The sequence below is a fragment of the Comamonas denitrificans genome, assembly GCF_017368815.1.
GTDB classification, from domain to species: domain Bacteria; phylum Pseudomonadota; class Gammaproteobacteria; order Burkholderiales; family Burkholderiaceae_C; genus Comamonas; species Comamonas denitrificans.
Window position 1 is genome coordinate 23388 of sequence record NZ_JAFNME010000008.1, and the last position, 23810, is coordinate 47197.

The 23810-nt window shown below is 61.5% G+C and carries 25 protein-coding genes; 10 read left to right on the forward strand and 15 right to left on the reverse strand.

The features are described 5' to 3' along the window. Nucleotides 1-94: 94 nt before the first annotated feature. The gene (gene tsaD / locus J1777_RS05120; protein ID WP_207574764.1) at nucleotides 95-1141 is read right to left on the reverse strand and encodes a tRNA (adenosine(37)-N6)-threonylcarbamoyltransferase complex transferase subunit TsaD; all 1047 of its coding nucleotides are present in this window, start codon (nucleotides 1139-1141) and stop codon (nucleotides 95-97) included. Nucleotides 1142-1296: 155 nt separating this feature from the next. Next, a complete protein-coding gene (locus J1777_RS05125) occupies nucleotides 1297-1833 on the reverse strand; it encodes a DUF937 domain-containing protein (protein WP_207574765.1) in 537 nt (178 codons plus the stop codon). Nucleotides 1834-1947: 114 nt separating this feature from the next. On the opposite strand from J1777_RS05125, the gene J1777_RS05130 reads away from it, so the two are divergent. From J1777_RS05130 to rpsU, 3 genes are all read left to right on the forward strand, one after another. Then, the gene (locus J1777_RS05130) at nucleotides 1948-2427 is read left to right on the forward strand and encodes a MarR family transcriptional regulator (RefSeq protein WP_207574766.1); all 480 of its coding nucleotides are present in this window, start codon (nucleotides 1948-1950) and stop codon (nucleotides 2425-2427) included. Between the two features lies 1 nt (nucleotide 2428). After that, nucleotides 2429-3556, forward strand: a complete 1128-nt coding sequence (locus J1777_RS05135) for an FUSC family protein (RefSeq protein WP_207574767.1) — start codon at nucleotides 2429-2431, stop codon at nucleotides 3554-3556. A gap of 236 nt (nucleotides 3557-3792) precedes the next feature. Further along, nucleotides 3793-4005, forward strand: a complete 213-nt coding sequence (gene rpsU, locus J1777_RS05140) for a 30S ribosomal protein S21 (protein ID WP_003052999.1) — start codon at nucleotides 3793-3795, stop codon at nucleotides 4003-4005. A gap of 61 nt (nucleotides 4006-4066) precedes the next feature. Here rpsU and J1777_RS05145 read toward each other — a convergent pair whose 3' ends face one another. Next, nucleotides 4067-4705, reverse strand: a complete 639-nt coding sequence (locus tag J1777_RS05145; RefSeq protein WP_207574768.1) for an FMN-binding negative transcriptional regulator — start codon at nucleotides 4703-4705, stop codon at nucleotides 4067-4069. A 41-nt stretch (nucleotides 4706-4746) separates the two neighbouring features. Continuing rightward, nucleotides 4747-5364, reverse strand: a complete 618-nt coding sequence (locus J1777_RS05150) for a LysE/ArgO family amino acid transporter (RefSeq protein WP_207574769.1) — start codon at nucleotides 5362-5364, stop codon at nucleotides 4747-4749. A gap of 111 nt (nucleotides 5365-5475) precedes the next feature. Between J1777_RS05150 and J1777_RS05155 the strand changes: the two genes are divergently transcribed. Both J1777_RS05155 and J1777_RS05160 read left to right on the forward strand, forming a co-directional pair. After that, nucleotides 5476-6393: a LysR family transcriptional regulator ArgP gene (locus J1777_RS05155; RefSeq protein ID WP_207574770.1), complete on the forward strand. Its 918-nt coding sequence runs from the start codon at nucleotides 5476-5478 to the stop codon at nucleotides 6391-6393. Between the two features lie 70 nt (nucleotides 6394-6463). Continuing rightward, nucleotides 6464-6910, forward strand: coding sequence for a GatB/YqeY domain-containing protein (locus J1777_RS05160; RefSeq protein ID WP_207574771.1), 447 nt, complete (start codon nucleotides 6464-6466; stop codon nucleotides 6908-6910). 113 nt (nucleotides 6911-7023) lie between these two features. Here the strand turns inward: J1777_RS05160 and J1777_RS05165 are convergent, their stop codons facing one another. Both J1777_RS05165 and pmbA read right to left on the reverse strand, forming a co-directional pair. Further along, nucleotides 7024-7920: an EamA family transporter gene (locus tag J1777_RS05165; protein WP_207574821.1), complete on the reverse strand. Its 897-nt coding sequence runs from the start codon at nucleotides 7918-7920 to the stop codon at nucleotides 7024-7026. After that, entirely contained in the window at nucleotides 7920-9347 is a 1428-nt protein-coding gene (pmbA, locus tag J1777_RS05170) for a metalloprotease PmbA (protein WP_207574772.1), read from the reverse strand. Before pmbA ends, J1777_RS05165 begins: the two co-directional genes overlap by 1 nt. Before the next feature lie 70 nt (nucleotides 9348-9417). Here pmbA and yjgA point away from each other — a divergent pair, with 70 nt between their 5' ends. Further along, nucleotides 9418-10065 carry a ribosome biogenesis factor YjgA gene (gene yjgA / locus J1777_RS05175; RefSeq protein ID WP_207574773.1) on the forward strand — a complete coding sequence of 216 codons (648 nt, stop codon included), beginning with the start codon at nucleotides 9418-9420 and terminating at the stop codon, nucleotides 10063-10065. Beyond that, entirely contained in the window at nucleotides 10058-10678 is a 621-nt protein-coding gene (gene mog, locus J1777_RS05180) for a molybdopterin adenylyltransferase (RefSeq protein WP_207574774.1), read from the forward strand. The genes yjgA and mog overlap by 8 nt, the downstream gene beginning before the upstream one ends. Nucleotides 10679-10800: 122 nt before the next feature. Here the strand turns inward: mog and J1777_RS05185 are convergent, their stop codons facing one another. The 8 genes from J1777_RS05185 to J1777_RS05220 all read right to left on the reverse strand — a co-directional run bounded on the left by J1777_RS05185 (nucleotide 10801) and on the right by J1777_RS05220 (nucleotide 18083). Further along, nucleotides 10801-11880, reverse strand: coding sequence for a TRAP transporter substrate-binding protein (locus tag J1777_RS05185; RefSeq protein WP_207574775.1), 1080 nt, complete (start codon nucleotides 11878-11880; stop codon nucleotides 10801-10803). Nucleotides 11881-12082: 202 nt separating this feature from the next. Further along, nucleotides 12083-13165, reverse strand: coding sequence for a TRAP transporter substrate-binding protein (locus J1777_RS05190; RefSeq protein WP_207574776.1), 1083 nt, complete (start codon nucleotides 13163-13165; stop codon nucleotides 12083-12085). Between the two features lie 205 nt (nucleotides 13166-13370). After that, nucleotides 13371-15245 (reverse strand): 1-deoxy-D-xylulose-5-phosphate synthase, encoded by a 1875-nt coding sequence (gene dxs, locus J1777_RS05195; protein WP_207574777.1) that lies wholly within the window; start codon nucleotides 15243-15245, stop codon nucleotides 13371-13373. 73 nt (nucleotides 15246-15318) lie between these two features. Beyond that, on the reverse strand, nucleotides 15319-16224 hold the full coding sequence (locus tag J1777_RS05200; protein WP_207574778.1) for a polyprenyl synthetase family protein: 906 nt from the start codon (nucleotides 16222-16224) through the stop codon (nucleotides 15319-15321). Continuing rightward, on the reverse strand, nucleotides 16224-16472 hold the full coding sequence (gene xseB, locus J1777_RS05205) for an exodeoxyribonuclease VII small subunit (protein ID WP_207574779.1): 249 nt from the start codon (nucleotides 16470-16472) through the stop codon (nucleotides 16224-16226). The genes J1777_RS05200 and xseB overlap by 1 nt, the downstream gene beginning before the upstream one ends. 71 nt (nucleotides 16473-16543) lie before the next feature. Further along, nucleotides 16544-17251: a MarC family protein gene (locus tag J1777_RS05210; protein WP_207574780.1), complete on the reverse strand. Its 708-nt coding sequence runs from the start codon at nucleotides 17249-17251 to the stop codon at nucleotides 16544-16546. A gap of 42 nt (nucleotides 17252-17293) precedes the next feature. Next, complete coding sequence (cutA, locus tag J1777_RS05215; protein ID WP_341352936.1) at nucleotides 17294-17611, reverse strand: divalent-cation tolerance protein CutA; 318 nt, start codon at nucleotides 17609-17611, stop codon at nucleotides 17294-17296. Nucleotides 17612-17624: 13 nt separating this feature from the next. Continuing rightward, entirely contained in the window at nucleotides 17625-18083 is a 459-nt protein-coding gene (locus J1777_RS05220; RefSeq protein ID WP_207574781.1) for a RidA family protein, read from the reverse strand. 86 nt (nucleotides 18084-18169) lie between these two features. Here J1777_RS05220 and J1777_RS05225 point away from each other — a divergent pair, with 86 nt between their 5' ends. After that, on the forward strand, nucleotides 18170-20668 hold the full coding sequence (locus tag J1777_RS05225) for a ComEC/Rec2 family competence protein (RefSeq protein WP_207574782.1): 2499 nt from the start codon (nucleotides 18170-18172) through the stop codon (nucleotides 20666-20668). 58 nt (nucleotides 20669-20726) lie between these two features. Here J1777_RS05225 and bfr read toward each other — a convergent pair whose 3' ends face one another. Then, nucleotides 20727-21200 (reverse strand): bacterioferritin, encoded by a 474-nt coding sequence (bfr, locus tag J1777_RS05230; RefSeq protein WP_207574783.1) that lies wholly within the window; start codon nucleotides 21198-21200, stop codon nucleotides 20727-20729. A 204-nt stretch (nucleotides 21201-21404) separates the two neighbouring features. Between bfr and ahpC the strand changes: the two genes are divergently transcribed. Continuing rightward, nucleotides 21405-21980 (forward strand): alkyl hydroperoxide reductase subunit C, encoded by a 576-nt coding sequence (ahpC, locus tag J1777_RS05235; RefSeq protein WP_207574784.1) that lies wholly within the window; start codon nucleotides 21405-21407, stop codon nucleotides 21978-21980. 100 nt (nucleotides 21981-22080) lie between these two features. Then, on the forward strand, nucleotides 22081-23637 hold the full coding sequence (gene ahpF, locus J1777_RS05240; protein ID WP_207574785.1) for an alkyl hydroperoxide reductase subunit F: 1557 nt from the start codon (nucleotides 22081-22083) through the stop codon (nucleotides 23635-23637). Nucleotides 23638-23810 lie beyond the last annotated feature (173 nt).

The window sequence follows — 23810 nt, forward strand, 5'->3', positions numbered from 1 at the left end:
GGTTTTTCCCTGCTGTGTGAAGCCAGCGTAAAGCCGCCCCGATTGAACCGCCCCGATTGAGCCAACCCGATGAAGCCGACCCCATGGGCCCGACTCAAGCGCTTGCGGTGATGCTATCGAGCGGCCAGCGCGGCTTAACATCAAACGCATAGCTGCAATCGGCCTGCTGCTGGCCCGCTTGCAGGCGCATGGCGGCCGCCATGGCAATCATCGCGCCGTTGTCGGTACACAAATGCAGCTCGGGGTAATGCACGCGAATGCCGCGCGCGGCACACACAGCGTTGAGTTGTTCGCGCAGCAAGCGGTTGGCCCCCACACCGCCGGCCACCACCAGGCGCTGCATGCCCGATTGCTGCACGGCTTTGACGGTTTTTTTGACCAGCACCTCAACAATCGCCGCTTGCGTGCTGGCCGCCAGATCGGCCTTGTGCGCAGGCAGGTCGGCCCCCAATTTATTCGCCTGGGTGAGCACCGCCGTTTTCAAGCCGGCAAAGGAAAAATCCAAATCACCGCTGTGCAGCAAGGGCCGGGGCAATTTAAACGCTTGCGGGTTGCCGCCTTCGGCCAGCTTGGCCAGCTCCGGCCCGCCAGGGTAAGGCAGGCCCAGCAGCTTGGCCGATTTGTCAAAGGCCTCGCCAGCGGCATCGTCAATCGTCTCGCCCAAAATCGTGTACTGGCCCACGCCATCGACGCGCATCAGCTGGGTATGCCCGCCCGAAACCAGCAGCGCCACAAAGGGAAACTGCGGCGCATCCGCACTTAAAAAGGGCGAGAGCAAATGCCCCTCCAGGTGGTGTACCCCCAGCACCGGCTTGCCCAGCGCCGCGCCCAGGGCGCAGGCCACGCCCGCCCCCACCAGCAGCGCCCCGGCCAAACCGGGGCCACGGGTGAAGGCGACCACGTCAAGATCGGCCAAAGCCACCTGGGCATCGGCCAGCACCTGCTCAGTTAGCGGCAGCACCCGGCGAATGTGGTCGCGGCTGGCCAGCTCCGGCACCACGCCGCCATAGGCGCGGTGCATCTCAATTTGGCTGTGCAAACCGTGGGCCAGCAGCTGCGGCAGGCCGCCTCCAGCGGGCACACGCACCAAGGCCACGCCGGTTTCGTCACAAGAAGATTCAATACCCAGGATCAATTGCATGGGGCAGGAGTCTAGGGTTTACCCAAAGACTCGGAGAAAACAAATAAGAAAATAGCTTTTTCCGCTGCTATACCCGCATATTTTTGCAAAAACAATCTAAAACTGTTTATCTATCAACGGAAAAAGCTTTTATTTTTATAGCATTATTCAGCGCATTACCGCTTGCTGAACAAGCCGGCCCCCAGCTTGAACAAATCGCCCGCATCCAGCTTGCCATCGCCGTTTTGGTCCAGCAAGCCGCCCAGCAGTCCACCGGCCAAGCCGCCTGGCTGGGGCACGCGGGCTGTTTCCTGGCCCAGCAGCTGGCCCACACTGGCGGCATCTAAATTGCCAGCGCGTTGGCTTAAAAACTGCAGCACCAAGGGGGCCAGCATGGTCAGCAGCGGGCCGATTTTGTCGCCCAGCCCCGAGGCTTGGCCCAACTGGCTTTCGACTTGGCCACGGGCACCGCCCAATATCTGCCCCAAAAGCGCCGCACCATCACTGCTGCCCGCGCCTGCGCCCAGCCAGCCACCGAGCAAATCGGCCACCCCTTGCGGCTGGGCGGCGTTGTGCCCCAAGGCGCCCAACAGCACCGGCAAAACCTGCCCCAAGGCGCTTTGCACCTGCTCGGTGCCTGCACCCAATTGCTGCGCCATCTGCTGCACAGGAGCCCCTTGCAGTTGCGCCAGGAGTTCTTCGCTCAAATTCATATCCGTCACCTGTTGGTTAGCTACTCGTTGCGAGGGCAAGCAGTATGCAGCAAAAGGTATGGGGGCATGAATGCCTGATAGTTTGAATTCAAATTATTTCATTAGAATTAATTCATGCACAAAACCATTCCTGACATCCCCCCTGATGCCTACACCGACCCCAAACGCCTGCTGGGCGTACGCTTGGTCGGCCTGGGTCGGCGCTGGCGCAAGACACTGGACACGCAATTGGCCACCAACGGGCTGAGCGACGCGGCCTGGACACCGCTGATGCACTTGCTGCGCCTGGGCGACGGCCTGTCGCAAACCGAGCTGGCGGCGGCCATTGGGCTGGAAGGCTCCAGCCTGGTGCGCCTGCTGGACATGCTGGTTGCCCAGGGGCTAATCGAACGCCAAACCCACGCCAGCGATCGGCGGATCAAATTGATCTATCTGACTGCGCAAGGCCGCCAAACCGCCACCGAGGTACGCCAGAGCCTGACCGCCATCGAAGATGCCTTGCTCATTGACCTGGAGCCCCAGGCTGCGCAATGGATGTTGCAGGCCTTTGACCGCATTGAGGCGCGAATTGCCGCCACCCAGCCGAAAAGTTGATATGACCCTGTCCCCGCGACGCGCAGCGTCCTACCGCCTGTCCCTGCGCCTGCTGCTATCCCCGGCCCGGCTGCGCGAGAGCCTGACCACTCTCCAGCCGCAACCCTCCCTGCGCAACGCCACCATTGCCGGGGCCCAGGTCGCCCTGGCGCTGGTGCTGATCGCAGCCGCCCTGCATCCCTCCCCCTGGCAGCACGTGCTCGGCTTTGCCTGTCTGGGGGCGCTGGCGGCGCTGTTCGGGCGCTGCGCCACGGTAGCGCAGCGCCGGCGCATCGTGCTGATCGCCGGTGCCCTCCTGCTCGGGCCGGTGGCGGTGCTGTCCTGGCTATCCTGGCTGGGCCTGCCCGCCCTGGCCCTGCTGCTGGCGCTGGCTGCCATTACGGGGGTCATCGCTGCCCTGGCGCACCGCCTGCAGACCGGGGTGCCGGGGGCGGTGATTTTCATTTTTGCCGCCAGCGCCGCCCTCAGCCCTGTAAGCAGCCTGCAATTGCTGCTGGAACGCTGCATCGCCACCGCGCTGGGGGTGGCCGTTGCCTGGGTGCTGTGCCTGCTGACCGATCGCCTGCGGGATATCAGCGCCCTGCCAGCGCCCCCCACCGAGGCACTGCAACACCGCGTGCTAACCGTCCCCTCGCCCGGGTACGCGCCCCGGCAAGCCCTGCGCGTCGCCCTGTGCGCTGCATTGGCATCCGGCCTGGCGTATGCCGCAGGCTGGCCTCACCCGGCCTGGGCCGCCATCGGCGCGGTGGCCGTGCAGCAAGGGGCGCACCTGCCCGGCACGGTCCACCGCGCCTGGCAGCGCACTCTGGGCACCCTGGTGGGTGCAGCCCTCGCCTGGGCCTTCCTGTCCGCCGCCCCCTCGTTCTGGACGGTGCTGCTGGCCGCCGCCGTGCTGCAGATTTGCACCGAAATGACGATCGGCATGAATTACGCCCTGGGGCAGATCTTCGTCACCCCCATGGCGCTGCTAATGACCACCTTGGCCGTCCCCGGCGAAGCCGCCGACATGGCGCTGGCGCGCATCCTCGACACGGTCCTGGGGGCTGGTGTCGGCACAGTGCTGGCCCTGGCGTTTTCGTCGGTGCAAGAGCGCATCGAGCTGGCCCGCCACCATCGGCGGACTGCGTAAATTCCCCCCACCCAGCCTGTCCAGCCATACCCATGCCATCCACAGCGGGCCGAAGGGCACCAACAAAACGAAAGAGCTCAAAAGAGCGCAAAAAACATCCTATAATGTTGCGCTTTGCTGGCAATCCCCCGCCGTGCCAATACTAGTTTTTAGGCGGGGAACAACCGCTGACCCATGGCTTGCAGGCCCGATCTTCCCGCAAACCCTCTGACAGCACAGATATATCTGGAAATTGAATGACCACCATCCGCGTTAAAGAAAACGAACCCTATGAAGTTGCGCTGCGCCGCTTTAAGCGCACCATCGAAAAACTTGGCCTGCTGACCGACCTGCGCGCCCGTGAGTTCTACGAAAAGCCCACCGCCGAGCGCAAGCGCAAAAAAGCTGCTGCCGTCAAACGCCACTACAAGCGCGTACGCAGCATGCAACTGCCCAAGAAACTGTACTAAGCACAGCGCAGTTCTTCACAAAAAAACCGCACCAGGGACGCCGGGTGCGGTTTTTTTGCGCCTACCCGATCACTCCATCCCTGGCCCGGCGCATCGCTGCTGCCAGATCCTTTCGGCCCCGGTTTTCCAGGGTTTGCACCGTATTTTCAAAGTCCCTGGCATCGCGGTTCTGGCTGAGTTTGCGCTTGCCCTCGATGCGGGTCAGCTCGATTTCGATGCCAACAATCTGCCCCAGCTCCTCGGCCAGGTAGTCCGCAGGCGCATCGCTCATCCGCCAGGGCCGAGGTTCGCTGGCCTCATGCACCCGCGTCAGACGGCCCAGAACGGCACGCAGAAATTTTTCGTCTTCACGCACCCGGATGCAGCCATGCGCATGCACCGCTTCGTAATTCCAGGTGGGGACATGGCGGTGCGTTTCCTGCTTGCCGGGATACCAGTTGGGGGAGATGTAGCCATCCGTCCCCCGAAACACCACCAGCACGGCATCGCCATCGCGCACGGCCCGCCACAGCGGGTTGGCACGAGCAACGTGCGCCTGCAAGCTACCCAGCGGCCCCTGGTCGGCAATCAGCAAAAAGGGCAAATGATCGGCCTCCAGCCCATCGGGCCGCTGCGTCACCAGCATCGCCAGAGGATGCTCGCGCATGATGCGCTGGAGTTCTTCGGGGCAGGATTCTGCGAAAGGGGCAGGTAAATACATACAAAAAATTGAGAGAAGTTGAAAACACCGATCGGACAAGCTCAGCGCAGCGGATGCAGCAACAGCAACCCACACAGCACCAGCATAAAAACAGCAATGCACGCATCCAGCACCCGCCACGCATGGCGATTGCGAAACACGGGTTGCAAAAAGCGCGCCCCAAAGCCCAGGGCCGAGAACCACACCACGCTGGCCAGACATGCCCCCAGGCCAAAGGCCCACTGCGCCGTGCCGGCATAGCGGGTGGAGATGGTGCCGATCAACACCATCGTATCCAGGTACACATGCGGATTGAGAAAGGTGAACGCCAAACAGGCCAGCAGCACACGGCGGCGGCTTTGCGGCTGGCCTTGGCCGGGCTGCAAAGCCCCCGTGCCGCGCCAGGCCCGGTGCGCGGCCAGCAGGCCATAACAGGCCAGAAAAGCCGCACCGCCAAAGCGCAGCCCTTGCAGCAACTGCGGCCACGCCAGCACCAAAGCGCCCATGCCCGCCACCCCGCACACAATCAGCGCCATATCGCTGGCCATACAGACGGCCACCACCAGCCCCACGTGGCTGCGCTGCACACCCTGGCGCAGCACAAAGGCGTTTTGCGCCCCAATGGCGATGATCAAACCCGCACTGGTGACAAAGCCAGCAGCGGCAGAGGAAAACAACATTCTGGTATCCAACAGTTCAAGAAGGCGCGTATGGTGCAGCGCCCAAGCGATGAAGTAAAACTAAAAATTCTTCATACCATCCAGAAAATCTAATCTCACAAAAACACCCCCATGGATTTACTCCACCCCCAACTGGCCGCCTTTGCCGCCGTGCTGGAAGAAGGCAGTTTTGAAGCAGCAGCCCGGCGGCTGTGCATCACCCCTTCGGCCGTATCCCAACGCATCAAGGCGCTGGAAGACCGGCTGGGGCAGGTGCTGTTGGTGCGCCAGCCGCCCTGTCGCCCCACGCCGGCCGGGGCGCTGCTGCTGCGCCGCGTGCGCCCGATGCAACTTTTGGAGGCCGAGGCCCTGGCCGACTTCCTGCCGGAAAAAAACGCACACCACCCCGGCGCAGCCCTGCGCCCCATCCCGATTGCGGTCAATAGCGATTCACTGGACACCTGGGTGCTGGGTGCGCTGGCGCAACTGCACCAGCAGTATGGCTACCTGTTCGATGTGCGGGTGGACGACCAGGACCACACCCTGGATTTGCTGCGCGACGGCTCGGTGCTGGGCGTGGTCACAGCCAACGGCGTGCCTGTGCAGGGCTGCACAGTGCAGGCGCTGGGTGCCATGCGCTACCAAGCCATTGCCGCGCCGGAGTTTGCCGCGCGCCACTTTCATGCTGGGGTGAATGCGGCCACGCTGGCGCGGGCACCCATCATTGTTTTCAACCGCAAAGATGCCTTGCAGTGGCGCTTTGTGCGCCGCATCACCCGTGCCCGGCTGGCACCGCCCATGCATTACCTGCCCACGGCCACCGGTTTTATCGATGCCGCAGCGCTGGGCCTGGGCTGGTGCCTGGCCCCGCAAGCGCTGGTGCAGCCCGCCTTGCAGGCGGGCCGCGTGGTCTGCATTGATCCTGAACGCTGGCTGGACGTGCCCCTGCACTGGCAGCACGCTGGCGTGCGCTCCGACACATTGCAACACCTCAGCACGGCACTGTGCCAGGCCGCGAAAACGGCTTTACAGCCCGCCCCGGGCGGCTAGCCGCCCGGATTTTTGCCAGAACAAAGCCCAAAGAATGGGCACAATTGCCGCTTTGCCCAGGACGATTGTGATGAGCCTCAAAGCCCAGATTACCGAAGACATGAAAACCGCCATGCGGGCCAAAGACAGCGCCCGCCTGTCCACCATCCGCCTGCTGCAAGCGGCGATGAAGCAAAAAGAGGTCGATGAGCGCATCGAGCTGGACGATGCGGCCATCGTCGCCATCATCGACAAACTCATCAAGCAGCGCAAAGACAGCATCAGCGCCTTTGAAAGCGCAGGCCGCCAAGACTTGGCCGCGATTGAACAAGCCGAAATGGCCGTGCTGCAGGTGTACCTGCCCCAGCGCATGAGCGCCGAGGAAGTTACCGCCGCCGTGGCCACCATCGTGGCGGAACTGGGGGCCAGCGGCCCAGGCGATATGGGCAAGGTCATGGGTGCCGTGAAAGCCCAATTGGCCGGCAAAGCAGACATGGGCCAGGCCTCGGCAGCCGTCAAAGCTGCGCTGAATCCTTAACCACTTTCAACGCTTCCAGCGCTCTGATTAAAGAAGCTGTTTTCGCTTGAATATTCGCCATTTTTAATGGTTTTTAACCTAAAAATGGCGAATAGCTTGCGGTAGTAGCTTCTTTAATCTTTTCTGGCCCAGCGCCCACCCCATTGGTTGATGGCCATGCCCACCAACACGCCCAGGGTGCCCAGCCAGTGCTGCAGCACCGGGCGTTCGCCAAACACCAGCATCCCCGAGACGATGCCAATCACCGGCACCAGCAGCGACAAAGGGGCCACCGTGCCCACGCTGTAGCGCTGCAGCAGCTTGGTCCACAACCCGTACCCGAGCAAGGTGGAGGCCAGCGCCAGATACGCCACCGAGCCCACCGCCACCCACCCGGCAGCCTGCAGCTGCGTGGCAATGCTGCCAAAGTGCGGGCTTTCCAACCATTGGGACAAGATCAGCAGGGGAATGATCGGAAAGATACTGGACCACACCAGAAACGGCAGCGGCTCATACGGCCCGCTCTTGGCGGCGTGGCGGGTAATCAAATTGGCCACCGACCACAGCGCGGCCGAGCCCAGCGTCAGCACAAAGCCAATCAAGCTCATGCTGCCGCTGCCCTCGCCCCGGGCCATGGCAATCACGCCCAGGCCGGCGCTGGCCACGATCAGGCCCATCCATTGCCACGGCTTGGGCTGCTCGCGCAAAAACAGCGCCCCCAGCAACATCGAGATAAACGCCTGCGCCTGCAGCACCACCGAGGCCATGCCCGCCGGCATGCCCAGCGCCAATCCGGCAAACAGCAGGCCAAACTGCCCCACCCCCTGCACCAGGCCGTACAAGGCCAGCAGCCGCCAAGTAAGGCTGGCGGGCTTGCGAATAAACAGCAAAAACGGCAGCGATGCCAGGCAAAAGCGCATCGCCGACAGCAGCAGGGGCGAGAGCTCTTGCAACCCCAGCTTCATGGGCACGAAGTTCACGCCCCAAATCACGATCACCAGCAGCGCCCAACCCCAATCGGCGCGGCGCATCATCCGCCGCCTGCGACTTTCATCCGATTGATCAGCATCGAACCCACTGTTTTGGCCCCCATGGTGTAGGCATCGGCACCAATGGCGCTGATGCCTTGGTACATGTCTTTCAAATTACCGGCGATGGTGATCTCTTGCACGGGGAAGGCGATCTGGCCGTTCTCCACCCAAAAGCCCGACGCGCCGCGCGAATAATCGCCCGTGACGTAATTCACGCCCTGGCCCATCAGCTCCACCACAAACAGGCCGGTGCCCAGCTTTTGCAGCATGGCGGCCAAGTCATCGCCTGGTTTCGTGCGTTTGGAGCGCATCACCAAATTGTGCGAGCCCCCAGCATTGCCCGTGGTGCGCATGCCCAGCTTGCGGGCGGAGTAGCTGGACAGAAAGTAGCCCTGCACCCGCCCATCTTCCACCACCTGGCGCGGGTGTACTTGCACGCCCTCATCGTCAAAGGGCGAGCTGCCCTTGCCGCCGAGGATGAAGGGGTCCTCCTCAATCTGCACATGCTTGGGGAAAATTTGCTTGCCCAGGCTATCGAGCAAAAACGTGCTGCGCCGGTACAGCGCCCCGCCACTGACGGCTTGCACAAAACTGCCCAGCAAGCCAGCGGCCAAGGTGGATTCAAACAGCACCGGGCATTCGGTGGTGGCAATCTTGCGGCTGCCCAGGCGCGACAGCGCCCGCTCGGCGGCGTAGCGGCCCACCGCCTCGGGGCTGGCCAGATCGGCGGCGTTGCGCTCGGAGCTGTACCAAAAGTCGCGCTGCATCTCGCCATTTTTCCCTGGCAGCGACGCAATCGGTGCCACCGACAGGCTGTGCCGCGAGCTGGCATAACCACCGCGAAAGCCGCGCGTATGGGCGCTGAAAAAGTGGCTTTGCTGGGCCGAAACGCTGGCCCCTTCGCTATTGGTGATGCGCTTGTGCATGCCCAGTGCCGCCTCCTCGCAGCGCAGCGCCAACGCGGCGGCCTGCTCGCTGCTGAGCAGCTGACCATCGACCAGCCAGGGGTGGAATAAATCCAAATCACGGTGCGTTGCTTGCGGGGCAATGTCTTTTTCATCCGGCAGCCCGGCAGCGGGGTCTTCGGCGGTAAAGCGGGCAATGTCAAACGCCGCTTGCACGGTTTGCTGCACCGCCGCTTCCGAGAAATCGGACGTGCTGGCATTGCCCCGGCGCTGGCCGACGTACACCGTCACGCCCAGCGATTTATCGCGGTTGCGCTCCACCGTCTCCAGCTCGCCCTTGCGCACGCTCACGCTCAGGCCACAGCCTTCGCTGGCATCCGCCCCGGCATCGGTGGCCCCCAGCTTTTTCGCGTGGGCCAGCGCCAAATCGACTAAATTTTCAAAAAAAACCGGGCTGTAACTAAAGCCCGAATCGGCCTGCCCGGCGGCAGTTCTTCCATCACATTGGCGCAGATTTTTCATAGCGGCGGCTATGATACCCAGCCGCGCAGCCCCCACCGGGCTGCCCTTGCAATTGCCCTGTGTTTTACTCATGCCCCGCAAACCAAAAAAAGGCTATTACGTCAAAGGCGAATTCGTTGCCGAAGGCAGTCCCCGCGATTTGGAACTCAAAGCCGAACTCAAAGGCCTGCGCGATGCCGACGACACCACCCGCTCCGATCAGAAAAAACAAAGTGATGCCCTGCAAGCCCTGGGCGAAGCCCTGCTGGAGCTGCACGCCAAAACGCTGCAGCGCCTGAACCTGCCGGAAAAGCTCACCGATGCCCTGGCGGAATACAAGCGCCTAACCAGTTTTGAAGCCCGCCGCCGCCAAATGCAATTCATCGGCAAACTGATGCGCAAGATTGAGGACGAAGATGTCGCTGCCATTCGCGCCGCCCTCGAAGAGCAACGCAGCGGCACCGGCACCGAACAAACCCAAACCCTGCTGGCCGAGCAGTGGCGCGACCGCCTGATTGCCGACGAGGCCGCACTGACCACTTGGCTAGAGCACTTTCCGAGCACAGATATTCAAGCTTTGCGCAGTTTGATTCGCCAAGCCCGCAAGGATGAAGCGCAAACAGCTCCTGAAAACGAAGCACCTGCGAAAAAAAGCCGCGCCTACCGCGACCTGTTCCAGCTGCTGCGCAACAGCCTGCGCACGCCCACAGCCAACGAGGAAGAGGCCAACGATGCTTGAGCAACCCACCGCACCCGCACCCACTGGCTTTGACGGCATCCAGATCGGCATCGTCTCCATCAGCGACCGCGCCAGCAGCGGGGTGTATGAGGACAAAGGCCTGCCCGCCCTGCAAGAGTGGCTCACCCGCGCCATCCGCAACCCCCTCACCTTCGTGCCGCGCCTGATTGCCGATGAACAGGCGCTGATCAGCCAAACCCTGCGCGAACTGGTCGATGCCGGATGCCATCTGGTGCTGACCACCGGCGGCACCGGCCCGGCGCTGCGCGATGTCACCCCCGAGGCCACCTTGGCCGTGGCCGACAAGGAGCTGCCCGGTTTTGGCGAGCAAATGCGCCAAATCAGCCTGCGCTTTGTGCCCACCGCCATCCTCTCACGCCAGGTGGCGGTGGTGCGCGCAAGCAGCCTGATCATCAACCTGCCCGGCCAGCCCAAGGCGATTGCCGAAACGCTGGAAGGGCTGAAAGACGCGCAGGGCCACAGCCTGGTGCCCGGCATCTTCGCCGCCGTGCCCTACTGCATCGACTTGATTGGGGGGCCGTACATCTATACGCACGAGGCCGTTTGCGCCGCCTTTCGCCCCAAAAACGCCCAGCGCCCGCTGCCCGCGTAAGACCAGTCTGGGGCGCATTGCAATGGCGGTGGGGCCATAGCCTCCACGCACGCCCTGGCCGCTGCCCGCATTAAAAAAGGCAACCCGCAGGTTGCCTTTTTGCTTGAAGGGAAAGAAAGCGCTTACAGCTTCTGGCCCATCATGAAGTTGTCAAAGCGCGATTCAGCAAAGCGGAACCACAGCACTTGGTCGCGCTGGAAGTTGCGGTAGTCGGCATAGATTTTTTTCCAGTCGGGGTTGCTGGCATCGAGCTCGTGGTACAGCTCCATCGCCGCTTTGAACGAGGCATCCATCACCTGCTGCGGGAAGGGCAGCACTTTGGCCTTGGCGGCCACCAGTTGCTTCAAAGCACCGGGGTTGAAGGTGTCGTACTTGGCCTGGGTGGTGAGGTGGGCCTCCATGGCTGCGGCACGCACGATGGCCTTGTTTTCGTTGGACAGGCTGTTGAATGCTTTGTCGTTGATGTAGAACGACAAGTGCAAGGAGCCTTCCCACCAGCCGGGGTAGTAATAGAAGGGGGCCACTTTGTTCAGGCCCAGCTTCAGATCGTCGTAAGGGCCAATCCACTCGGCTGCATCAATCGTGCCTTTTTCCAGCGACTGGTAAATTTCACCGGCGGGAATGTTCTGCGGCACCACGCCCAGGCGCTCCAGCACCTTGCCAGCAAAGCCACCGGCGCGGAATTTCAGGCCTTTAAGGTCGTCCAGGCTCTTGATTTCCTTGCGGAACCAGCCGCCCATCTGGGTGCCGGTGTTACCACCGGGCATGACGACGAAGTTGTACTTGGCGTAGAACTCGTTCAACAGCTTTTCGCCATTGCCTTCAAGCATCCAGGCCGTCAGCTGGCGCGAGTTCATGCCGAAGGGGATCGCACCACCGATGGCAAACACCTCGTTCTTGCCAAAGAAGTAATAGGGGGCGGTGTGGCACATCTCCACCGTACCGCTTTGCACGCCATCGACCACGTTGAAGGCGGGCATCAACTCACCGGCTTGGTGTACCGAAATATCAAACTTGCCACCGGTCATGCGCTTGACGGCGCTGGCAAAGACATCGGCCGACCCATAAATGGTGTCCAGCGATTTGGGAAAGCTCGAGGCAATGCGCCAGCGCAATGCCGCTTGGGCGTGTACGGCGGGCGCTGCACCGGCAGCCAGGATGCCGGCGATGCCGGCGTTTTTCAGGACTGAGCGACGATCCATGGTCTATGTCTCCTTGTAAAAATCGAACCGATTGCATTCTGAAGGTTTTTCCCCCCAATCTCTCATTAAAAGTATTGAATCTTTTTCAAAAAAGGTTGCAGTAAAAAACAGAGGACTTGCTTTCCCGTATTGACACGGTTCGGCAAGTCCTCGTAGTTTTTTTAGATATTAGTGATCTGGGTTTTTTAGTAGTTAATCCGCTTTACAGCTTCACGGAACTCATATACAGGCTAAAGCGTTGCTCAGAGTAACGGTCCCACAAAATCTGGTCACGCTGGAAGGCGCGCATATGGGCGTGAATTTTCTTGAACATGGGCGACTTGGCTTCGTTCTCGGCAAATACTTCCATCGAGGCTTTGTAGCCGGCATCCATAAAGTCTTTGGGGAAGGGCAGCACCTTGGTGCCGTCGGCCACCAGTTTTTTCAGGGCAATGGGGTTGAGCGTGTCGTATTTGGCCGTCATATCGCGGGCTGCGACTTGGCAAGCGGCATCGACCATGGCCTGGTATTCCTTGGGCAAAGCGGCGTACGACTTGGTGCTGATAAAGAACTCCAGCTCTGCGCCACCTTCCCACCAGCCAGGGTAGTAGTAATACGGGGCCACTTTGTTGAACCCCATTTTTTGGTCGTCGTGCGGGCCAACAAATTCGACCGCATCCAGGGTGCCTTTTTCCAGGGCCTGGTAAACCTCGCCCACTGGCATGTTTTGCGAAACCACACCCAGTTTGTGCATGGCATCGCCAAACAAGCCGCCACCCAGGCGCATTTTCAAACCATTGATGTCTTTGATGGATTTGATTTCTTTGCGGTACCAGCCACCCATTTGGGTGCCGGTGTTACCGGCGCTCATGCTCTTGATGTTGTAGTTGGCGTAGAACTCATCCATGAGCTTGCGGCCACCGCCGTGCTCCATCCAGGCATCCATTTGGCGGGCGGTCAGGCCAAAGGGCACAGCGCAGCCAAAAGCGAAAACGTAGTCTTTGCCGGTGAAGTAATACGGGGCGGTCAAGGCCATATCGACGATGCCATTTTGCACACCATTGACCACTTCAAAAGCGGGCATCAACTCACCAGCGGCGTGCAAAGAAACTTCAAATTTGCCGCCGGACATATCTTTCAACGTCTGGGCAAATTTTTCACCACTGCCAAAAATGGTATCCAGCGATTTAGGAAAGCTGGCGGCCAAACGCCAGCGCACCGCAGTTTGCGCTTGCACTGCGGGGGCCACACCAGCGGCCAAAATGCCAGCGATACCTGCTTGCTTAATCAGGGAACGACGATCCATAGTATCTCCTTGGTATTTGATTGGAATCAACGCGCCAGCGCGGTACGCAGCGCTAAGGCGTTGTGCAGTATTCCACAGCCAACACGGCTTTCAAATCAAAGCTGGTACCAATTGCACCCAGAAGACCACACAAAATGCTATGTCCCCCATAGCAATTCGGGAAATCCCTAGGATATTCGCGCCCCACTGCAATAAAACCGTGGCATTACTGCGCCATAAACCGCTGGCGAATGCGGGCCTCGATGCCTGGGGCATCCAAACCTTGCAAAGCCAATAATTTGGCCGGATCGCCATGTTCGATAAATTGATCGGGCAAACCCAATTGCAAAACCGGCTTGACCACGCCGACTTGGGCCAAGGCCTCCAGCACAGCGCTGCCCGCCCCGCCTTGGAGGCAGCCTTCTTCGACAGTCACCAAGGCATCGTGGCGGGCCGCCACATCCAGCAGCAGCGCGGTATCCAGCGGTTTGGCCCAGCGCATATTGACCACGGTGGCATCGATATTTTCTGCCGCTTGCAAGGCCGGATAGAGCAAGGTGCCAAAGGCCAAGATGGCGATTTTTTGCCCCTCGCGCCGGCCTTCTCGGCGAATTTCACCTTGGCCAAAGGGCAGGCTACTTAGATCGGCCAGCGGTGCCACGCCCACCCCCGCGCCGCGCGGGTAGCGCACGCACACGGGGTGGTCTTGTTCGTAGGCGGTGCTGAGCAGTTGGCGGCATTCACGCTCATCGGCGGGGCAGGCCAGGCTCATGTTGGGAATGCAGCGCACAAAGGCAATGTCATAGGCCCCGGCGTGGGTTGCGCCATCGGCACCGACCAAACCAGCCCGGTCCAAGGCCAGCACCATGGGCAGTTTTTGCAGGGCCACGTCGTGGATGAGCTGGTCGTAAGCGCGTTGCAAAAAGGTGGAATAAATGGCCACCACGGGTTTTACGCCCTCGCAGGCCAGCCCGGCGGCAAAGGTGACGGCATGCTGCTCGGCAATGCCCACGTCGTAATAGCGGTCCGGGAAGCGCCGATGAAACTCCACCATGCCCGAGCCTTCGCGCATCGCCGGGGTGATGCCCACCAAGCGCTTGTCCTGCGCGGCCATGTCGCACAGCCACTGGCCAAACACCTGGGTAAAGGTGGGCTTGGCGGGGGTGGCGGACGGGACGATGCCGACCTGCGGGTCGAACTTGCCCGGGCCGTGGTAAGTGACGGGATCCATTTCGGCCAGCTTGTAGCCCTGGCCTTTTTTGGTGACCACGTGCAAAAACTGCGGGCCGTCCAGCTGGCGGATGTTCTCCAGCGTGGGAATGAGGGAGTCGAGGTCGTGCCCGTCGATGGGGCCGATGTAGTTGAAGCCGAAATTCTCAAACAGCGTGGCCGGCACCACCATGCCTTTGGCATGCTGCTCCAGCTTTTTCGCCAGCTCCAGCAGCGGGGGGACATTTTTCAGCACACTTTTGCCCACGCCACGGGCGGCGGCGTAAAACTGGCCACTCATCAGCTGCGCCAAATAGCGGTTCAGCGCCCCCACCGGTGGACTGATGCTCATGTCGTTGTCGTTCAAGATGACCAGCAGATTGCCATCGAGCACCCCGGCGTTGTTCATGGCCTCAAAGGCCATGCCGGCCGTCATGGCCCCGTCGCCAATCACAGCAATGGCACGGCGCTTTTCGCCCTTGCGCTTGGCGGCCATGGCCATGCCCAGGGCGGCCGAGATGCTGGTCGAAGAGTGCGCGGTGCCAAAGGTGTCGTACGGGCTTTCGCTGCGCACCGGAAAGCCCGAGATGCCGCCCAGCTGGCGCAGCGTGGCCATGCGCTCGCGCCGACCGGTGAGGATTTTGTGCGGGTAGGTCTGGTGGCCCACGTCCCACACGATGCGGTCGTAGGGGGTGCTAAAGACGTAGTGCAGCGCCACCGTCAGCTCCACCGTGCCCAGGTTGGAGCTCAAATGCCCCCCGGTTTTCGAGACGCTGTCGAGCACGTAGGCCCGCAGCTCGTCGGCCAACATCGGCAACTGGGCGCGGGGCAGCATCCGCAAGTCGGCAGGATCGTTGATTTTTTCTAGCAAGGGGCGTGCGTTGGCATTCATGATTCCACTCTTTCTGGGCTAAAAAGCCCAAGGTGCATGCGGCACCAGCTATTCTTTATTGAGATTTCCAGGCTCAATGTGAGCGCCCCACCACCTGGTGGGCCAAGGCACGCAGGGCCTGCACATCGTCCTGGGGCAGGCCCGATTGGCCCAAGGCCGCACAGGCTTGCACCAGCAAGTCCTGGGCCAGCGCCTGGGCTGCGGGCAAGCCCAGCAGGGCCACATAGGTGGGCTTGTCGTTGGCGGCATCTTTGCCTGGGGTTTTGCCCAGCGTGGCGGCATCGGCCACCACATCGAGCACGTCATCGACCACCTGAAAGGCCAGCCCCAGCACTTCGCCATAGGTGCTCAGGGCCGCCAGGGCCGGGGCGCTGGTGGTGCCGCAAGCCGCACCCAGCAGCACACTGGCTTGCAGCAAGGCCCCGGTTTTCAAGCGGTGCATCTGGCGCAGCTGCTCTTCATTCAGGGGCTGGCCGACACTGGCCAAATCAATCGCCTGCCCGCCCGCCATGCCTTGGGCACCGGCGGCGTGGGCCAAGATGCGGCAGCAATGGGCCTGCATGGCAGCGGGCACTTCGTCGCCAGCGGGGGTCAGCAGCTCAAACGCCTGGGCTTGCAGGGCATCGCCCGCCAGCAGGGCTTGCGCCTGTCCAAAGGCAATGTGAACGGTGGGTTTGCCCCGGCGCAGCACATCGTTGTCCATGCACGGCATATCGTCGTGTACCAAAGAATAGGCGTGGATCAGTTCAACGGCACACGCGGCCCGCAGGGCGGCCGGGGCGTGGCCCTGCACGGCTTGCGCCGCTGCCAGCACCAGCAAGGGGCGCAGGCGCTTGCCCCCATCCAAAACGGCATAGCGCATGGCTTCACCCAAACCCGCCGGGGCACCCTGCCCGACCCAGGCGGTGAGCGCTTGCTCTACCAGAGCACCCTGGGCTGCAGCCCAGGCGGAAAAATCAAAATCGTGCAAATCGTGCATTACTGCTGCCCCGTCCATGGTTTCAAATCGCCGCCGTCGAGTTGCTGAATTTGCTGCTCCACCGCATCCAGCTGCGCGTGGCAGTAGCGCAGCAATACCGAGGCGCGGCGGTAGCCGTCGAGCATGTCACCCAGCGGCAGTTGCCCCGATTCCATGGCCTGGGCCAAGGCTTGCAGCTCGGCTTGCGCCGCTTCGTAGCTGGCAGGTTCATCAACAGGGGGTTTTTCAGCAGAGCGCTTGGCGGGCATGGCAGGTGTTCACGGTCAAAGGCAAACCGGGCATTTTAGGGGCTTACACATGCTGCACTGCAATAGCGCCTTTACTGGGCATCCACCGCGCCCAGGCCCAGCCCCGCCAGCAAGGCCCGCACTCCGGCCCACACAATCTCGACCCCCACACACAGCAAGATGAACGCCATCAGCCGCATGAACACCACTTGCCCCGTGTCCCCCAAGCGGCGCAGCAAGGTGGACGAATAGCGAAACGTTACCGCCACCAGCAGGCCCAGCAGCAAAGAGGCCACCAGACCACCGGACAAATTCACCAAAGACATCGGGATGCTGGTGCGCGAATGCAAGCTGGCCCCCACGGCAATGGCCACCGAAATGGTGCCCGGCCCGCAAGTGAGCGGAAACGTCAGGGGGTAGAAGGCTTTGACGCGGGCCTTGTCCTCGGTCAGGGCCTGGGCCATTTGTGTGGCATCGTCGGTGGTGGCCTGCTGGGTATTGAGCATGCGCCAGGCAATCGAGGCCACGATCACCCCCCCGGCAATGCGCACCGCAGGCAAAGAAACACCAAAAAACCGCAACACGTACGACCCGGTCAGCATGGTGACGGCCAGCAAAATGGCCACGTTTTTCCCAATGCGGTGGGCCAGCATGACCCGCCCCTGGTCGCTCAAGCCGCGCGCCTGGTCCACAAACAGGGGGGCCGTGGCCAGCGGATTCAAAATCGGCAGCACACCAATAAAGGCAAACAACAGGCTTTGCCCAAAGGCGGTGAGCAAATCCAAAAACGGTAAATTCATGAATAAAAATGGTTAAAACGCTTATCCATCCAGCGGATAAAGCTATTTTTTTATCGTATTTTCCAGCACCCATTGGGCATACGCCGGGCTGGCATGGGCCAGCGGCAGCGCATACATGGCCGGCAGTTCATAGGGGTGCAGGCGGGCAATGAGCTGCTGCAGCGCCGGCCAAGCGGCGGCCGTGGTTTTCAGCAGCAGGCGCACCTCGGGCTCTGAGTGGATCTGGCCCTGCCACGCATAGGTGCTGTGCACGCTGTCTTGTTGCACGCAGGCCGCCAAGCCCTGCGCGACCGCCGCCTGGGCGATTTTTTCAGCGCAAGCCCCATCGGGCACGGTGGTAAAGACAGCGAGCAGTTCCACGGCGGGGCGGGCCTTATTCGATTTCAGCAATCAACTCGATTTCTACGCAAGCGCCCAGCGGGATTTGCGCCACACCAAAAGCGCTGCGGGCGTGCTTGCCTTTGTCACCAAAGACTTGGCCCAGCAGCTCCGAGCAGCCATTGGTCACCAGGTGCTGTTCGGTAAACGTGGGTGTGGAATTGACCAGGCTCATGACCTTGACGATGCGCTTGACGCGGTTCAAGTCGCCGCCGCAAGCTGCCTGCAGGGTGCCCATCAGCTCAATGGCAATCGCGCGGGCCGCTTGCTGGCCTTCTTCGGTGCTGATGGCACCGCCGAGCTGACCTTGCCAGACCTGGCCATCTTTGCGCGCCAGGTGGCCACTTAAAAAGACCAAATTGCCTGTTTGCACAAAGGGCAGATAGGCTCCGGCAGGGGCACCCAGGACGGGCAAAGTGATGTTCAAGGCTTGCAGTTGATCGTAAACGCTCATAAAAAAATGCTTTCTTTCACAGAGGCCAGTGTGGGGTTTGAGCGCATGCCCAAATTCATCCACCCCCACTAGCATGGCCCGCAAGTATGCCAAGAGCACAAAACCCTGCGGGGCCACCCGCCTCCGATCTTGCCCCCTGGTACACCAGCTGGCCGCTGCTGGGTTGGGTGCTGGGCTGCGCCGTGCAGCTGCAGCAGGGGCAATTGGGGCCCTGGTGGACGTATGCCGGGGCCGGGTTGTTGGCCCTTGGGCTGGCCATGGCCGTGCGGCGTGGGCCGCCAGGGGCAACGCAGCGCGCGGGCCTGGGGATTTTTCTGAGCGTGGCCTTGCTCGCCTGGGGCAGCACCGGCATGCGGGCCATGCTGTTTCAAGCACAGGGCTTGGCCCCGGCGCTGGAAGGGCGTGATGTGCTGGTCGAAGGCATCGTCACCAGCCTGCCGCAAACCACCGACCGGGGCCAGCGCTGGCTCTTCACCCCCACGCAGGCCTGGGATGGCGCGGATACCACCCACGCCCCCGCCATTCAATTGCCCCCGCTGATAGCCCTGCAGCACTACCAATCCCGCCCCACCGAGGCCAGCGCCACCAAGCTCCCCCCTTCCCTGACCGTGCGCCCCGGCGAGCGCTGGCGCTGGACGGTGCGCTTGCAGCGCCCGCACGGCAGCCGCAACCCCCACGGTTTTGATGCCGAGCTGTGGTGGTGGCAGCAGGGGGTGCAAGCCACCGGCTATGTTCGCGCCCACCCGGCGCCCCAGCGCCTGGGCCTGACCTCCCACGCTTGGCTAGAGCAAGCCCGCGACCATGTGCGCCAGCGGCTGCTGGCCCACGCCGGGCCATCGCGCGCAACAGGGGTGGTGACGGCGTTAATCACGGGCGATCAAGCCGCCATCGCCAAAGCCGATTGGCAGGTGTTTCGCACCACCGGGGTGGCGCACCTGGTCAGCATCAGCGGTTTGCATATCACCATGTTCGCCTGGCTGGCCGTGGCCGTGGTCGGGTGGATGTGGCGGCGCAGCGCCCGGCTGTGTCTGCACTGGCCGGCGGCCTTGGCGGCGGCCTGGGCTGGCTTGGCGCTGGCCCTGGCCTATGCCCTGTTTAGCGGCTGGGGCATCCCCGCACAGCGCACCTTGCTGATGCTGCTGACGGTAACGGTGCTGCGCAGCCTGGGCATGGCCTGGCCCTGGCCGCGCACCTGGTTGCTGGTGCTGGCCGTGGTAGTGGCCTGGGACCCCTGGGCCTTGCTGCAAGCGGGGTTTTGGCTCAGTTTTGTCGCCGTGGGCATTTTGTTCCTGACCGATCCTGGGCAGCGCCCTCTGGATGCTCCGCGCCGCTGGTGGCAGCCCCTGTGGCGGCTGCTGCGCGAGCAAGTGCTGATTGGCCTGGCCCTGGCCCCCTTGACGGTGCTGCTGTTTGGGCACATTTCCATCGTGGGCTTTATTGCCAACCTGTGGGCCATTCCCTGGGTGACCATTGTGCTCACCCCACTGGCCATGCTGGGCGTGCTGTGGCCCCCCATCTGGACTGCGGCCACTGCTTGCGCCCAGGCCCTGCTCACCGGCCTGGGCTGGATGGCGCAATGGCCGGGGGCCGTGGCCACCTTTGCGCAGCCCCCGCTGGGCTTGGGGTTGTTGGGCATGCTGGGCTGCGCCTGGCTGTTAGTGCGTTGGCCTGGGGGCGTGCGCTGGCTGGGGCTGAGTTTGGTGCTGCCCTTGCTGCTGTGGCAGCCCCCGCGCCCAAAGCCTGGGGAGTTTTCCCTGCTCGCCCTAGACATTGGCCAGGGCAGCAGCCTCTTGCTGCAAACCGCCCAGCACGCCTTGTTGGTCGATGCCGGGCCACGCTGGGCCAGCGGCGATGCAGGCAGCCAAAGCATTGTTCCCCTGCTCCAGGCGCTGGGCGTGCGCTTGGACCGCGTGCTGCTCACCCACGCCGACAGCGACCACACGGGCGGCGCTTTGTCGGTGCTGGCCGCGCAGCCGCAAGCGGACTTGCTGGGCAGCGGCATTGCCGCCCTGGCCGACCAGGCCCAGCGCCCCTGGCAGCCCTGCGCACGGGGGCAACAATGGGCTTGGGATGGCGTGCACTTCAGCGTGCTGTGGCCGGCACCCGCCACCGTCAAAGCCGCCACCCACAACAACACCAATGCCCAAAGCTGCGTGCTCTTGGTGCGCTCGGCCCAAGGCGCAACAGCCTTGCTGGCGGGCGATTTGGAACGCGTACAAGAGCACGCTTTATTGGCCCTGCACGCGGGCCAGAGCCGCGATTTGCAGGCCCACGCTCTGGTCGTGGCCCACCACGGGAGCCAAACCTCCACCTCCGCCCCGTGGCTGGCCGCTGTGCAGCCCCAGGTAGCCCTGATTCAAAGCGGCTGGCGCAACCGCTTTGGCCACCCCGCAGCCGCGGTGGTGCAGCGCCTGACGGCAGCCCAAGCCCACATTTTCAACACCGCCCAGTGTGGTGCGATAGATTGGCAATCCTCCCGCCCCGACCAAGCCCAGTGCCAGCGCCAACGCCAACCGCGCTATTGGCAAACACTGCCACATCCCACCCCCACCGCACTGGCGACAAACACAACAGGCCCGGAGTAAACACCCCGGGCCTGTCATCAAATAAAATAAAAGTAATAGCTGTTAGCGCTTAATACGATTAGCTTTCACCCATTTTTGACTGTAAATAATTTTGCAAACCGATGCTCTCGATCAGCGCCAACTGGGTTTCCAGAAAGTCGATGTGCTCCTCGGTATCGTCCAAAATTTTCAGCAGCAGCTCGCGCGAGACAAAATCGTGCGCCGCCTCGGCCACGCGAATGCCGTCTTTGATGCACTGCTGGGCCGCTTGCTCCAGGCGCAAATCGCAGGCCAGGGCCTCGGGCACATCTTCGCCAATCTGCAGCTTGCCCAGGTCTTGCAAATTGGGCAGGCCATCGAGCAGCAAGATGCGATCCATGAGCATATCGGCATGCTTCATCTCGCCGATGGATTCTTTGTATTCCACCTTGGCCAAGTCCTCAAAGCCCCAGTGCTTGAACATGCGGTAGTGCATGTAGTACTGGTTGATGGCGGTGAGTTCGTTTTTCAATTGCGCCTGCAGTGCCGCAATAACTTGAGGGTCGCCTTGCATAGTGAATACTCCTTGAGAATGCAACAGAGGGGGCTGGTATGCCACGATTGTGGCCTTCGCGCAGGCATTGCACGCAGGCCGGGAACTTATTTAGTCTAAATCAATCAAAACGATCAAATCAATTGATTGGTTTTATTTCTTAACTTCACTACACTTCAGTCCTGTGTTCAATCGACACCGACTTTAAACCGAAAGGAAACTGCAATGACTTTGATCAACACCCAAGTGCAACCGTTTAAAACCCAAGCTTTTGTGAACCGCAATGGCAAGGGCGAATTTATCGAAGTGACCGAGCAAAGCCTCAAAGGCAAGTGGTCGGTGCTGATTTTCATGCCCGCAGCCTTCACCTTCAACTGCCCCACCGAAATCGAAGACGCGGCCGAGCACTACGCTGAATTCCAAAAAGCCGGTGCTGAGGTGTACATCGTCACCACCGACACCCACTTCTCGCACAAAGTCTGGCACGAAACCTCGGACGCTGTGGGCAAGGCCAAATTCCCGCTGGTGGGCGATCCTACCCACCAACTGACCAACGCCTTTGGCGTGCACATCCCTGAAGAAGGCCTGGCCCTGCGCGGCACCTTCGTGATCAACCCCGATGGCGTGATCAAAACCATGGAAGTGCACTCCAACGAAATCGCCCGCGACGTGTCGGAAACCCTGCGCAAGCTCAAAGCGGCCCAGTTCACCGCAGCCCACCCTGACCAAGTGTGCCCCGCCAAGTGGAAAGAAGGCGCTGCCACCCTGACCCCTTCGCTGGACCTGGTTGGCAAAATTTAATTTACTAACCTAGCTCAAAGCCGGACGGGTGCGAACACCGTACCGTCCGGCTTTTTATTGCCCAAAAATTTTAAAAATCACTGTTTTACGGAGGACACCGATGCTTGACGATCAACTCAAAACCCAACTGGCCGCCTACCTGGAGCGCGTGACCCAGCCTTTCGAGCTGGTGGCCTCCCTGGACGAGAGCGAGACCTCGGCGCAAATGCGCGAGCTGCTCACCACCATCCAAAGCCTGCGCAGCGACAAAATCACCCTGCGCGAAGATGGCAACGACGCGCGCAAACCCTCGTTCACCCTGCAGCGCCAAGGAAGTAATAGCAGTCTGCGCTTTGCTGGCTTACCTTTGGGCCATGAATTCACCTCGCTGGTGCTGGCCCTGCTGTGGACGGGTGGCCACCCACCCAAAGAAGAGCAAGACCTGCTCGACCAAATCAAAGCCATCGAAGGCGACTTTAACTTCGAGGTTTACATGAGCCTGGGCTGCCACAACTGCCCGGACGTGGTGCAGGCGCTGTCGCTCATGGCCATCCTGAACCCCCACATCAAAACCACCGTCATCGAAGGCGGTGCCTTCCGCCAAGAGGTGGAAGCCCGCGAAATCATGGCCGTGCCCATGGTGTACCTCAATGGCGAGGTGTTTGGCGCGGGCCGCATGCAGCTGGGCGAAATCGTCGCCAAGCTGGACACCGGCGCGGCCAAACGCGAAGCGGCCAAACTGTCGGCCAAAGAGGCATTTGAAGTGCTCATCATCGGCGGCGGCCCCGCAGGTGCGGCCGCAGCTATCTACACCGCGCGCAAAGGCATTCGCACCGGCATCGCCGCCGAGCGCATCGGCGGCCAGGTGAACGACACGCTGGACATTGAAAACTACATCTCGGTCAATAAAACCGAAGGCCCAAAATTTTCCGCCGCACTGGAATCGCACATTGGCGACTACGACATTGACGTGATGCGCCTGCAACGCGCCGCCAAGCTGATTCCGGCCACCGAAAAAGGCGGCCTGATCACCGTCGAGCTGGAAAACGGCGGCCGCCTACAAGCCAAAAGCGTGGTGCTGTCCACCGGCGCGCGCTGGCGCAATATGAACGTGCCCGGCGAAGACCAGTACCGCACCAAAGGCGTGGCCTACTGCCCCAGCTGCGACGGCCCCCTGTTCAAGGGCAAGCGCGTGGCGGTCATTGGCGGGGGCAACTCGGGTGTGGAAGCGGCGATTGACCTGGCCGGTGTGGTCGAGCACGTCACCGTGTTCGAATTCATGCCCGAGCTCAAGGCCGATGCCGTACTGCAGAAAAAGCTGACCAGCCTGCCCAACGTCACCATCATCAAAAATGCCCAAACCACCGAGGTGCTGGGCGACGGCAGCAAAGTCACGGGCCTGAGCTACAAAGACCGCAGCAATGACGAAGTCAAGCAGGTGCAGCTTGAAGGCATTTTTGTGCAAATTGGCCTGCTGCCCAACACCGATTGGCTCAAAGACACGCTGGAGCTGAACAAGATGGGCGAAATCGTCATTGATGCCAAAGGCCAGACCAGCGTGCCCGGCGTGTTTGCCGCTGGCGACTGCACCAACGTGCCGTACAAACAAATCATTGTGGCGGCCGGTGCCGGCGCAGTCGCAGGCCTGTCGGCCTTTGAGCACCTGATTCGCCACTAAGCACGTTCTAAGCACGGCCTGAACAAGGCCGCCCAGAGGATGGCTGCGCTGGGCAGCCATCCTTTTTTTATAGCTTGCACCGCTTATAAAACATCATTTTTTAGATGAATACGCTCAAAAATTGATTATTTATCAGCGGCTGATGCTTATAAAAAAATAGCAAAAAAAAAAGC